We start from the raw sequence: 13,163 nt of genomic DNA, 5'->3' as shown, positions 1-13,163 counted from the left end.
AGGACAAAATGACTATAGTAAGGGGAAGAGAAATGGGAAAGACATTTTTAAAGATTGCCGCGGTTTATTTTTCAATTGGGGTTTTGCTAGGAATGACCATGGGGATTATTCAAGACTTCAGATTGACGTCCGTACACGCACATGTGAATTTATTGGGCTGGGTATCCTGTGCCCTATTCGGTTTGATTTACTCCGTTTATCCATTTGCTGCCCAAACCAAATTGGCAAAGACACACTTTTGGCTGCATAATATTGGGCTTCCGGTGATGATGATTGGCTTGGCTTGTGAGATATTCGGTATTTCCGCAGGACTGCCTGTCACAATTGTTGGGTCGTTAGCGTTAGTTGTAGGGACATTACTGTTTACGACGAATGTAATTAAAATGATCAACGCGAGCCGGATTCAAAAAGCGAAAGAATTGAATATGTAAGAAAGACGAATGGCCACGGGGACGGACGGTTCTCGTGGCCTTTTTTGAGATTTGTAAAAACCAGCGCTATCGACAAAATTCATACAATTTCCACAATTATCAACTGGAAATGTATTTACAATCACCGATCCTTCTAGTAAAATAGGTAACTAGTATACATAGGAAGGAGATATAGGAACTTGGAGCGGAATGCTAAGGGAAAAAGCCTGAATAGCGCCGATTTTTCGGAGATTGTGAAGAAGGCGTATGATAAGGGTGTAAATGAGACCGAAATGACGCTGGAAAAATTGCTTGAGGACATAAAAGCAGATTTGAAACAATTGGTGGTCTGCTAAATATATATATAAATAGAAGAAACAGAAGGCTGTTAGGTGATTACAACTTGATGGCTTTTTTTGTGTCTAAAAAAATAGAGGGAAAAGCAGTATGATAGATAAGGAAAGATACGGACCAAATAATAAAATTTTCTATATACAGGGTGAGTGTAAATGAAAAAAGTGGGGTTAATCATGAGGAAGATACAATTTACGGAAGCGCACGGACCGCGAATTTATGCGGATCGTTTAAAAAAGCTTTGCCGTGAATTTGGGGTAGACATTGTATTTATCTCTCCGGAACGGCATGTGAGCGGCTATGATCATCTTCCCGGTTTCGAACATGAAAAAGGTGATTTGGTCAACTACGATGTGGTGCTCGACAAACTTGAGGCGGAGAAAATCGAGCATGTCATTTATACCGTTTCAGGATTTACCTTTTTAAAGATGTTTATAAAAAATAGTGTATTATTCCCGCATAGTTTTCCAGACCCGGCGTTGACGGGGTATGAGATGATGAAACCATTTTACCAAATGGTCGATAAGGCCATTGTTCAAACCGAATTTCTAAAAAGGGAACTACATTCAAAATTTGCTGTCGACGATGCCACCGTCATTCCGATTGGGTTTGATGAAACAGTCGCAGAGCATTATTTTGATCCCACACAAATCGTCGACAACCGCGTCCTTTGGATTGGAAGGGATGAAGAGAACAGGCAGCCAGAGTTGGTCTTGGAGTATGCGCGTCAAAATCCGGATAAGGAAGTGTTTATGGTGTTCGGCGGCGAGCGCTACCGGGAAAGTGTGAAGAAATATAAGATTCCAGCCAATGTGAAGCTGCAGTTTGCCCTTTCGCAGGATGAAGTATTTTCGCTGATGAACACGGCCAAGGTCTATTGGAACAGCTCCAAATTCGACACCTTCGCCATGCCGTTAACGGAAGCCCTTGCGATGGGAAAAATCATCGTAAAGCCCATGCATCCATGTTACGATCATATCAATTCTAGACATGCCTTTTCTGGCGATGAAAGCAACTGGTTCGAGCTCGTGAATATGGCTCTTGCTTCACCCCATAAGTTTTCACTAGAAAATCGAATGGTAGCCTTCGAGAGATTTTCTAGCACCGTAATGAAGCAAGGGTATCAAGCCTTTTTTGAAAATTGGCTAACAGACACCGTTGAAAAAGAAAAACCATCGTATAGTTTGGTGTAAAGGAGAGAGGACGTTGCATCAGAAGAAGCGAAAGCCATCCTTTGGACATACGAACTCATTTTTATAAAGTTTACGATCCCCGTGGTCTCCTCCCATGGAAGTTTTGATCCCCATAAAAAACACCACTTATGTAAGATACTATATAAGTGGTGTTTTTTATGGGGATCAGATTAATAATCTCTTTAGTCTTTTTTTAATAGCGAAACTGTTCCATTTCTTCCTTTGTTAATTCGAGTGGTTTCTTTCCAACTTGTTTGCAATAGTTATGCATATCCCGGAATCGGATTTTAGGTGGTCCATCACTTGGTTCAACATACTTTCCATTTGGGAAAGCGGCATCCATGTCATCAATGAAATGTTTATTAGGCATGATTTCATCACGTTCCTTTCTTACAGCCGTTATCCCACTGGGGTTATTACGGAAAATAAAAGGGCTTAATTTGGACATATTGTGACACCTCCTGGTAAGTAGTGTTTAGCAAGGGAATTGGAAAAGCTTGTTTCAAAATAATAATAGGGTCTTCCATCTATGTAATTAGAAATTTCAGCTTGGAGTTTCGTATAGTATTCTTCATTATAATTCTTTTTCGCCATTAATCCAACAAATCCTTCAAATGAAGGGATAGAAAGGCTATAGGTCATAGCAAAAGATAACAAATTTTTTCCTACGGCAGCATATTGCTGGTTAGGGTAGTTAAATTGATTATGAGGAGCTGACTCCATTAAGGCAATGTGGACCATTTGACTATGATCCCATTCTTGAATTGCAATTACTCCTTGTATATCTTTATTATTCCCTAACATAAACAAGCCAAACACTCTGTTCAGTTCGTTTTTAAACTCTTTTTCCCAATGAAACCAACCATTGCTTGTCGTGAGTCCAAATTTTCTTACATCAGATATATCTAACTCACGAAAACAAACATCCACGGATTTACCAGTCTTCATATCAACAATCATGCTTTCCAATTATCTCTCTTTCTATTATTCTTATGTCCATTATACCATATATTTTCCATTGATTTTACAGTGTTACACATTAAAAAGACAAATCCACGTATAGTTTGGAGTAAAGTAGAGAGGTTTTTGCTTTAGAAGAAGCAAAAGCCGTTCTCGAGACATTGGACCCATGTTTATATAGATCGTTCTTTTTTTGGACCACTATCTTTTTTGAGAGTGCTATCATGAGGTAAATAGGGAGTGCTTCCAATAAAGCCCATCAAATCAAATGAAGAATGGGAAGGGTGAATTATCCGATATATTATCTAAATCAAGGGGAGAATTCTGGTGAAAAGAAAGGTAAGAAATGTAAAGGATTTCAGGAGCGCAAATGAAGACGTTGGCAATGCCATTACGGTTCATTTGGAAAAATGCCTCAATTGATATGATGATACAGGATCATTTTGCAGCGTTTGCGGGTGCTCATCAATATCAATATAATGAAGTATGACATGATTATTGGTAAACAAGGATATATATTTCCTAAACTGAAAGCAATGGCTAGAATAAGTATTATGTCTTTATCCTCGGTGAAACCTATCAATATACAGAGAAATGATCGTATAAAAAATCGTGCGGCCAATGGGCCCGATAGATATTATAAATAGAAGGAAGTGGATAAATGGAACATCTAAAAGAAAAATATAGTCTGGACAAGTTTTCATTAGCCAAAGTCAACTGTCTTGACCTAAAGTTTAATGATCAACCTCCCGTTTTATCAGACCAAACATTACGTGAAAGAAAAGAAAAACTCGTAACGGCGATGAAGGAAAAAGGGATGGATCTAATTTTTATCTACGCTGACCGCGAACACGGTGCCAACTTTGAGTACTTCACCGGCTTCATTCCTCGGTTCGAGGAAGCGTTAGTAGCGATTGAAGCGAACGGGGCGTCAACCTTATTCCTTGGGAATGAAAATGGGAAGCTGGCAAACTATTCGCGCTTGGAAGCGGATCTGGTTCATGTCCCGCATTTTTCCTTGCCCAATCAGCCAATGGACAATCACAAAAGCTTCAAAGATATCATTGGGGCTGCCATTCATTTTGACGGAAAAAATATAGGGATTGCCGGCTGGAAGGTATTTACCAGCAGGTTAGAGGAAAATCAACAGTTGTTTGATGTTCCCTATTTCATTGTAGACACTTTACAACAGCTAGCCCAGGAACATTCGGCAAAGGTAGTGAATGGCAGCGCGCTGTTAATGGGTGAAAATGGCGGAATAAGAACGATCAATAATGCCGATGAGATTCACTATTATGAGTTTGGTTCCAGTTTGGCTTCCGATTGTGTACTAGATGCCTTAGATCATCTCGAAATCGGTAAAACCGAAACGGAATTGGCCTCATTCCTCTCCAGATTCGGACAACCGCATAATGTCACCACCATTTGTGCGACCGGGGACCGCTTTACGGATGCTGTCCTTTATCCGAGAAAAAAGGAAGTAGCACTTGGGGATAAGTTTTCGATCACGACCGGATATAAAGGGGGATTAGCGAGCCGGTCAGGGTATGTCGTCAGCAAAACAGAGGAACTGCCGAATGAGGTGCAAGATTATTTAGCAAGAGTCGCGATCCCTTATTATGCAGCTGTTGTGGCCTGGTTAGAAAATATTAGAATCGGGATGACAGGCGGGCAATTATATGATGTAATGGAAACGGTCTTACCGAAGGAAGATTATCACTGGTATTTAAATCCGGGCCATTTTACCGCGGATGAGGAATGGTTATCTTCGACGGTATATCCGGAATCGAGCACGGTTCTAAAGAGCGGCATGTTGTTCCAAATTGACATTATTCCATCTGTGCCTAACTATGGAGGGGCCAGTGCCGAGACGGGGATTGCGTTGGCGGATGAAGCCTTACGAAACGAAATAGCCAACACCTATCCCGAGTTATGGGACAGGTTTGTAAAGAGAAGAATGTATATGGAGGAGGAATTGCATATCCAGCTCCAGCCTGAAGTCCTGCCGCTAGCAGACACGGTAGGATACTTTAGACCCTATCTATTAAATAAGGAAGAGGCACTATTATTTCAACCGAATCCATGAAGGCGCTGCCGGTAGGATAAAGGGATACTTTACTGTAAAGGAAATGATCAGGATGTTTAAAAAGCTTTTTGGCAAAAAGGAAGAGGTAGAAAAAACCATTGAAGTAAAGGCCTATGCAACAGGCAAAATCGTGAAGCTAGAAGATGTTCCAAACCCTGTCTTTGCTCAAAAGATGATGGGAGACGGAATTGCGATCGAACCTGCTGAAGGGAAAATCGTTTCACCGGTTAATGGTGAGGTGATACAGGTGTTTCCTACCAAACATGCGATTGGCATTAAAGCGGTGAATGGAGCGGAAATCTTACTGCACATCGGACTGGAAACAGTCTCTATGAATGGCGAAGGATTCACTGTCCATGTGAAGGAAGGGGACATGGTAAAAGCCGGCGACTTGCTTGTGACGGTTGATTTAGAATTAGTGAAGCAAAAGGCAAAAGATATTATCACCCCGCTTATTATTACGAATCCTGACTCTATTGAAACAGTAGAAAAGCCGATGTCAGCAGGAAAGGTAACAGCTGGGGAAGAAATGATCTTAACGGTAACAGCCAAATAGGAAAAGGGTCAGACAAAACATGACGAGTTTGTCTGACCCTTTTTTTAGATACCGTAGTTGAAAAAGCCCATGCCTCGTATTGTCTTGTGTAAAGAAAGCAGACTGGAGGCAATGGGTTGTTTGGTAAATAGGTATAGATCCTCGAATGAGGAGCATTTTGTATTTACAGGCAGCATGAGACTAACTGGCCATCAGTTTACTGTTGTGAATGGGGATGATGAGAAATAGTTCTTTCCTTCCCACATCGAATGCATTCGTTCGTATAGTAACTGTATTTATGATTTTTTAGAAAAAAACAAAAGATAGCCTTCCATTTCATTTGATCCGTTCACCTCATATTCGCTTAATGAATGCATTCACTTTACCAAACGAAGATTAAAGGAAGGTAACAAACAGATTATATTATGTTTTTAATATAGTAACTTCATATTACAGAACAATAGTATCTCTACAATCACGCAAGAGTGGAGGCCTACATTTCAACCGGCCCCCACCATTCATCAACCATCACTGATAATAGCGAAATCGATTCCGTCCACCCGCTTTTGCGGCATATAAGGCATGATCGGCGTGCTTCATGACCGTTTTTATGTCCGTCCCGTCCTTCGGGAACAGGCTGATGCCAATGGAACAAGTAGCGTTAATGGGTTCGTTGGCACCGAGCAGCCATGGATGCTGCAAAGTTGCCAAGATGGACTCGGCCACCCTCGTGACCGTTTCCATCCCGTCCATACGCGAAACCAGGATGGCGAACTCATCCCCTCCTAGTCTGAAAAGGGATGCATCCGCAGGAAGGACATCCTGAATACGAGCGGTCAATTGTTTCAGCAATTCATCGCCGATATCGTGTCCCATCGTATCATTGACCCACTTAAACCTGTCGCAATCGAGGAAAAACAGGGCAAACCTGCGTTCCTCGGCTCCTGCCTTTTCAACCGTTTCGGCCAAAATCTTATATAAAGCCCTCCGATTCAGAATACCTGTTAAGGGATCCAGATAGGCAAGGTCCTTCAGGGTCTGTTCATAATGCTTCCGTTCCGAAATATCACGAGACACCACAATATAATGGGTTAACTTCCCCGCTTGGTCAAAATAAGGATTGTAATGGGATTCTACGTACAAGGTATGACCATCCTTGTGTTGTTTTCGATATTCCATCTTCACCAATGAACGTTTGTTCATCATGTCAGCGAACTCCTGGATGGAAGTCTCGCGATCGTCAGGATGAATAAAAAGAGGAAACTTGAGTCCAATTAACTCAGTTGGGCTGTACCCTAACACGGTTTGATGGGAAGGCGAGGCATACTGAATAATGCCATCCTTATCAATTAAACGAACCATATCAGAAGTGTTTTCCGCAATCATCTGATAATTTCTTTCGATTTTCTTTCGCTCCGTTTCATCCCGTGTGATCGCAGCAAAGCCGTTAATCTCCCCGTTTGAAGCACGTAAGGGGGAGATCGAGACACTCACATCGATCAGTCTGCCATCCTTCCGAAGAAACTGGGCTTCCCAATGGCGAATCGCTTCCCCTGCAAGTAATTGGGCCCGTTGCTGCTCTTCCACCTCCCGAAGGGACGCTGGGATAATGGGCAGTGGCTTTCTGAGCACCTCTTTATTCTTCCAGCCATACATCTGCTCAAAGGCAGGGTTCACATACTGGACCATGCTATCTAAATCGGTAATATTAATGGCGTCTGTCGTATAGTCCAAAACAGAGGTGAGTTTCTCCTCTAATTCAAGTAAAGTGGTTTTCAGCCTGTGGTTCTTCCTCATAAAAAAGAAGCAGGCGATCACGGCCATCACCACAAGCACGAGAATGATGGTTAAATAAGAAACATGAAATACAAACATAATAAGTGATGTCCCCCTTGGGATTTTTAGGGGCTCGTCAAGTGGCATGTATTCTTCACGAGTTTTTACAATAACAGATAGTTTTCCCCATTCTTTCTTGGATTATTAATTTTACCATAATCCTGTTGAATGAAAAAACAAACGATTATAAAAGACTGGAGAAGTAGAAATCATTCCATCCGTGGTCCATTAAAAATCACGTTCCTACAATATTGGAAGAACCGGATCGCTTTTTAGAAGTCGTAAAGGGTTTTTGGTGGGAATTGTAAACGGGAGTCTGCTGTTAACTACAATTTTTTTCTGGAAGGAATATGATGATTAGCAGTCAAAGATATCAAGGCAAATCTAAACTGGGAATTTATTTACATTCGACAATTAATCTAGTAAAATATATAAATGGTATTTGCCTGCCCTTCTCTTGTCTTATTCACGAAAAGTTGGTAATAAATTTGTAGAAAAAAGGTTTCAGAGGTTTTTATTTAATGGAAGTGGAGATGTATTTATGTTAAAAAGGAAATATGTGATCTTTGTAGTTTTAAGTCTTTTATTAATTTTTCAAAGTCTCCCAGTAGGTAAAGCTAGTGCACAATCCAATTCTACTAGTGTAATGACGTCAAGACTAGCAGGGACTGACAGATATGAGACATCACTTAGTATAGTTCGAACAGGGTGGACGCATGCAGCTAATGTTATTATTGCTACCGGATTAAACTTTCCGGATGCTTTATCTGCCTCTGCTTTATCTAAGTCAAAGGATGCGCCGATCATTCTGACAAGACCCAATTCTCTTAGTCAGGATGTAATGACCGAGTTAACTAAATTGGGAACAACACATGCTTTTATTATTGGAGGGACTGAGGTAATCAGTACTTCCGTAGAAAATCAACTGAAAAAATTAGGGATACGTATAACTAGACTTGCCGGAATAAATAGATATGATACTTCAGTAAAAATCGCTGAGGAAATTGGAGTGAATAATGGAATTGCAGTAGCAACAGGTGAAAATTTTCCTGATGCACTATCTATGGCTTCTATTGCTACAATCAAGTCAATGCCAATATTACTGTCTCAAAAAGCAGGACTAGGCACGAATACGGAGAAATTTATCAAGGGTAAAAAAATACCTGTCTCCTATATACTAGGTGGTAATGATGTTTTAAGTACATCATTAGATCAAAAACTGCCTAATAGTAAAAGATTAGGAGGAAGCACGAGGTATGGAACGAATATTCTAATAAATACTGAGTTTCAAGCCAGTTTGAATTATGATACTGTCTATTTAGCAACAGGCAATAGTTTTCCTGATGCTTTAAGCGGTTCTGCTTTAGCTGCAAAGAGTAATGCACCAATATTATTGACAGATAAAGGGTCTATTTCAACAGACACACTTAATTTTATGAAAAAGAAACATGTTAAACATGTTGTCATTTTAGGAGGAACCGAAGCGGTTAGCCAGACAGTAGAAGCTCAGATTAATGCTTCGCTTTTGGTAAATGCTACCTCGATTAGTTTAAATAAAACTGCTACTACTTTAAAAATAGGAGCTACCGAAGCACTAACAACTACTGTATCACCAGCTAATGCCACAAATCTAGCAGTAAAATGGTCCTCTTCTGACCTGGCTGTTGCAACTGTTGATCCAAACGGTAAAGTAACAGCTAAATCTGAAGGCACCGCAACCATTACCGTCACCACAGTAGATGGGAATTATACAGCAAGCTGTGAGGTAACCGTTCATCCTATTAGTGTTACGGCTATAAGTATAAGTAAAACCTCTGCTACATTAAAAATAGGAGATAAGGAAACACTAACTGCTACCGTATCACCAGCTAATGCCACAAATCCAGCTGTAAAATGGTCCTCATCTGCTCCGGCCGTTGCAACTGTTGATCCCAATGGTGAAGTTACTGCTGTATCTGAAGGCACTGCAACTATTACCGTCACCACAGTAGATGGGAATTATACAGCAAGCTGTGAGGTAACCGTTCAACCTATCAGTGTTACGTCTATAAGTTTAAGTAAAACCTCTGCTACATTAAAAATAGGAGATAAGGAAACACTAACAGCTACTGTATCACCAGCTAATGCCACAAATCCAGCTGTAGAATGGTCCTCATCTGCTTCAGCCGTTGCAACTATTGATGCTAATGGTAAAGTTATAGCTAAATCTGAAGGCACTGCAACCATTACCGTCACCACTGCAGATGGGAATTATACAGCAAGCTGTAGGGTAACTGTTCAACCTATTAATGTTACGTCTTTAAGTTTAAATAAAACTTCTGGTACTTTAATTGTCGGAAGTAATGAAACCCTTATTGCTACTGTATTGCCGGAGAATGCTACAAATAAAGATAGGAACTGGACATCATCTGATCCTTCTGTAGCGACTGTAGATTCCACTGGAACCGTAACTGCAGTTTCTGAGGGTACTGCAATGATCACTGCGACAACAGTAGATGGAGGTTTTACAGCACGATTTTCTTTAAATGTTCTAGCATTAAAAATAGAAAGTATAAATGATATAAATAGTACTGTATATCAGTGGGATGATTATTCACTACCTGCAAAGGCTCAGGTAAGTATGAATAATAAAACACAAGTTGAAAAGGATGTAGTTTGGGATTCATCTTCAGTTGACACATCCGTAATCGGTGTAAGAACTTATCAGGGAACTGTAGAGGGATATGAAGACAAGGTTAGACTTAATTTAACTGTAAAGTCATTTCAATCAAGTCTACTTCTTACTGGTACAAGTAGCGTTATTATAGGGGATTATATAAATAGTTATGGCATTACACTTACAAATTATTTATCAAGAGATATTGATATCAGCAAAATAGAAATTTATGACGATGGGAGACTTTCCGGCATATATACAAAAGAAAATTTAGCTGCAAGTGGTATCTCTACGACTATAAGCCCAATTTCACAATGGAATATTAGATTTAGCTTTAGATATGGAGTTTCAACAAGAAATTCGTATTTTATCGTTTATATTCATAATAATGGACATGATGTCCCTAGTGTCTATCAAATGAAAACGAACTGAGGCAACCATTAGGATATAAATGAGAACCTTAGTGAACCCAAATAAAACCCTCCCTAACAGTAAAATTAGGGAGGGTTTTCAACTGTACACATTCATTACCGTCATCAACAGCGGAAATCCTTTCTAGGATGGAACCTGGGAAAAGAGAAGAAAAATAAAAGCGAATCTTGCGATTCGCTGAGAAGTATTACTTACTGATAAAATACTGTAGGATGTAATCACTCCATACCTTGGATCCATTTTCATTAGGAGCACTTTGGTCGGAATTAAGATAGTCCTTTATGGCTTCTGTATTGGCATCTGGCCATGCGGTCCAGTGATCCAGATAGGCAATTTTATTCTGCTCGGCCCATTTTTTAAGCTCCGCTACCTGGTTAGGGTAGATCTTTGCCTGATAAAGCGGGTAGGATGGCTGAAGAATAAAGGCTGCATTCGGATTTTTGACCTGTACCTCATCGATTATTTTAGTGATATCATTTAAGGTTTTATCGATTAGTACGACACCGTTGTTCTCAAGAATAAATGGCTCAAGGATAATTAAATCTGCTTTATCAGCAGCGATTTCCTTTTGTTTATTTTGAGTCACGAATTGGGTAGTGGTGGAATTGTAGGTCTTAAGGTCAACCTGAATGTTCTTGTCCCCGAATGTCTCTATCAACTTCTCTTTTACTGTCGGGTACATACCAGCTTCTTCGGAGCCAATGGCAGGTGAACCGACAAAGAGCACCTTGAAATGTCTCTTTTCTTTTAGTGCTTGCTTAAAACGGTCAACGGCTTTGGTTGGCCAATTGCTTGTGTAAGCCATGATCTCTTCATTAGGTGTGTCATTTTCAGCCGTTTGCGTTGTTGTCTTCGCTTGATTGTCTAAAGTACTAGACGTTTTCTGTGGTGCGGCTTCTATCCGGTTATTCCAATAGGAATGACCGAAGATAAGAACGGCTGCGCAGGCAAGCCCTAATAAAATCGTAAGAAAATTTTTCATTATACATGATACCCCCAAATATGATTGCAAATCTAATTATAGCAGAGAACCATTTGAAAATTAATTCCAATTTTACTTTTTATCTACAAAAACTTACAAAAGAGTGTAGAATAGAAAAAGTAAAGACGACAAAAATGCCTAAAAAGTTACAAATATGAGGAAGTAATGACAAATAATATGGTATACTAGTTGTTGGTTTAATTTTCAAAGATACAGGGGAGGACCACATGGAGGAAACAATCAGCTTAAAAGAGTTGCTGCAAACCTTGCGCAAACGACTACGTTTAATAGTGAGCATAACATTCATTGCTGTATTAATCAGCGGTATCGTGAGCTACTTTTTCTTAACACCAATTTACCAGGCTTCGACACAACTTCTTGTTAACCAATCAAAAAATGAACAAAGTGCAGTTCAATATAATGAAGTACAGACAAACCTTCAATTAATTAATACCTACAATGTTATTATAAAAAGTCCAGCAATTCTCGAGTTGGTCATTAAGGACTTAAACCTCGATATGACCGTAAGCGAACTAAATGGAAAAATCACAGTGGGCAATGAAACAAATTCGCAGGTAGTAAATTTATCGGTTCAAGACAAAAGTGCGGCAAGGGCTGCAAAGATTGCTAACAAAACAGCCGAAGTATTCCAGAAAGAAATTGTAAAAATTATGAGTGTAAATAACGTCAGTATTCTGGCGAAGGCTGAGGTAGGAGAGCATTTATCACCAATTAAGCCACAGCCACTATTGAATGTTGGAATAGCTTTAGTAGTTGGTTTAATGGTGGGTGTTGGGGCAGCCTTCCTATTAGATTACTTTGATACAACCATCAAAAGTGAAGAAGAAATCGAAAAACTTATTGGTGTACCTGTTCTTGGTACGATTGCCATTATTGATGAAGCACAAATGAAAAAACTGCAAAGTGGTAGAACAAAACAAAATGCTAGTTTAAGAGGTGAGACGATTGGCTCTTAAAAAAGGGAAGCAAATAGTAAATAATAAACGATCACTGATCACAATGATGGATTCTAAATCACCGATTTCTGAGCAATACCGGACGATTAGAACGAATATACAGTATTCAACCGTTGATAAAAACGTAAGAACGTTAATGGTTACTTCTTCGGGACCAGGAGAAGGGAAATCAACAACAGTAGCTAACCTTGCTGTTACGTTTGCTCAACAAGGGAAAAAGGTCCTACTTGTGGATGCTGACATGAGAAAGCCAACCGTTCATTATACGTTTAATCAAACGAATACGTTTGGATTGACAACCGTTTTAACAAAACAAATCTCTTTAGAAGAGGCTATTTCCGAAACGAGTGTAGAAAATTTATTTGTACTAACAAGCGGTCCGATTCCGCCAAACCCGTCTGAGCTACTAAGTTCAAAATCGATGGAGCAAATCTTCCAAACATCGGAGAAACTGTTTGACATCATCCTGTTTGATACGCCGCCATTATTGGCCGTAACGGATGCGCAAATTTTATCGAATCGTTGTGAGGGTACTGTTCTAGTTGTTTATAGTGGGAAGACAGAGAAAGAGCAAATGATTAAGGCAAAAGAGCTTCTTGATTCTGCACAAAGTAAGTTACTTGGTGTGGTAGTGAATCATAAGAAGGTTCAAGATACTAATTACTACTATTACTATGGTACAAAATGACCATATTCGACATTTTTCGCTATGTACGATGTAGTAAAATAGTGCTAAACTAGT

Annotated in this window: 12 protein-coding genes; 8 read left to right on the top strand and 4 right to left on the bottom strand. The window is 39.8% G+C overall.

Features of this window, described 5'->3' with window-relative positions:
• The first annotated feature begins 32 nt into the window (after positions 1-32).
• From RCG19_RS07895 to RCG19_RS07885, 3 genes are all read left to right on the top strand, one after another.
• Entirely contained in the window at positions 33-431 is a 399-nt protein-coding gene (locus tag RCG19_RS07895) for a cytochrome-c oxidase (protein ID WP_308110403.1), read from the top strand.
• A gap of 179 nt (positions 432-610) precedes the next feature.
• Complete coding sequence (locus RCG19_RS07890; protein ID WP_308110402.1) at positions 611-766, top strand: YwzD family small protein; 156 nt, start codon at positions 611-613, stop codon at positions 764-766.
• Positions 767-919: 153 nt separating this feature from the next.
• Positions 920-1,957, top strand: coding sequence for a glycosyltransferase (locus tag RCG19_RS07885; protein ID WP_308110401.1), 1,038 nt, complete (start codon positions 920-922; stop codon positions 1,955-1,957).
• A 193-nt stretch (positions 1,958-2,150) separates the two neighbouring features.
• Here the strand turns inward: RCG19_RS07885 and RCG19_RS07880 are convergent, their stop codons facing one another.
• Positions 2,151-2,405: a hypothetical protein gene (locus RCG19_RS07880; RefSeq protein ID WP_308110400.1), complete on the bottom strand. Its 255-nt coding sequence runs from the start codon at positions 2,403-2,405 to the stop codon at positions 2,151-2,153.
• A complete protein-coding gene (locus RCG19_RS07875; RefSeq protein ID WP_308110399.1) occupies positions 2,393-2,926 on the bottom strand; it encodes a hypothetical protein in 534 nt (177 codons plus the stop codon). Before RCG19_RS07875 ends, RCG19_RS07880 begins: the two co-directional genes overlap by 13 nt.
• Positions 2,927-3,578: 652 nt before the next feature.
• Between RCG19_RS07875 and RCG19_RS07870 the strand changes: the two genes are divergently transcribed.
• Together RCG19_RS07870 and RCG19_RS07865 are read left to right on the top strand one after the other, a co-directional pair.
• A complete protein-coding gene (locus RCG19_RS07870) occupies positions 3,579-5,003 on the top strand; it encodes a M24 family metallopeptidase (RefSeq protein WP_308110398.1) in 1,425 nt (474 codons plus the stop codon).
• Between the two features lie 52 nt (positions 5,004-5,055).
• On the top strand, positions 5,056-5,559 hold the full coding sequence (locus RCG19_RS07865) for a PTS sugar transporter subunit IIA (RefSeq protein WP_308110397.1): 504 nt from the start codon (positions 5,056-5,058) through the stop codon (positions 5,557-5,559).
• Between the two features lie 507 nt (positions 5,560-6,066).
• Here RCG19_RS07865 and RCG19_RS07860 read toward each other — a convergent pair.
• Complete coding sequence (locus RCG19_RS07860; RefSeq protein WP_308110395.1) at positions 6,067-7,413, bottom strand: sensor domain-containing protein; 1,347 nt, start codon at positions 7,411-7,413, stop codon at positions 6,067-6,069.
• 502 nt (positions 7,414-7,915) lie between these two features.
• Here RCG19_RS07860 and RCG19_RS07855 point away from each other — a divergent pair.
• On the top strand, positions 7,916-10,462 hold the full coding sequence (locus tag RCG19_RS07855) for an Ig-like domain-containing protein (protein WP_308110394.1): 2,547 nt from the start codon (positions 7,916-7,918) through the stop codon (positions 10,460-10,462).
• Between the two features lie 187 nt (positions 10,463-10,649).
• On the opposite strand, the gene RCG19_RS07850 is transcribed toward RCG19_RS07855, so the two are convergent.
• Complete coding sequence (locus RCG19_RS07850) at positions 10,650-11,444, bottom strand: SGNH/GDSL hydrolase family protein (RefSeq protein WP_308110393.1); 795 nt, start codon at positions 11,442-11,444, stop codon at positions 10,650-10,652.
• A 227-nt stretch (positions 11,445-11,671) separates the two neighbouring features.
• On the opposite strand from RCG19_RS07850, the gene RCG19_RS07845 reads away from it, so the two are divergent.
• Positions 11,672-12,421 carry a YveK family protein gene (locus RCG19_RS07845; RefSeq protein ID WP_308110392.1) on the top strand — a complete coding sequence of 250 codons (750 nt, stop codon included), beginning with the start codon at positions 11,672-11,674 and terminating at the stop codon, positions 12,419-12,421.
• Entirely contained in the window at positions 12,411-13,109 is a 699-nt protein-coding gene (locus RCG19_RS07840; RefSeq protein WP_308110391.1) for a CpsD/CapB family tyrosine-protein kinase, read from the top strand. Before RCG19_RS07845 ends, RCG19_RS07840 begins: the two co-directional genes overlap by 11 nt.
• The last annotated feature ends 54 nt before the right edge of the window (positions 13,110-13,163 follow it).

It is taken from the genome of Neobacillus sp. OS1-2 (assembly GCF_030915505.1).
GTDB lineage: Bacteria > Bacillota > Bacilli > Bacillales > Cytobacillaceae > Neobacillus.
This window is presented reverse-complemented; position numbering and strand designations above follow the sequence as displayed.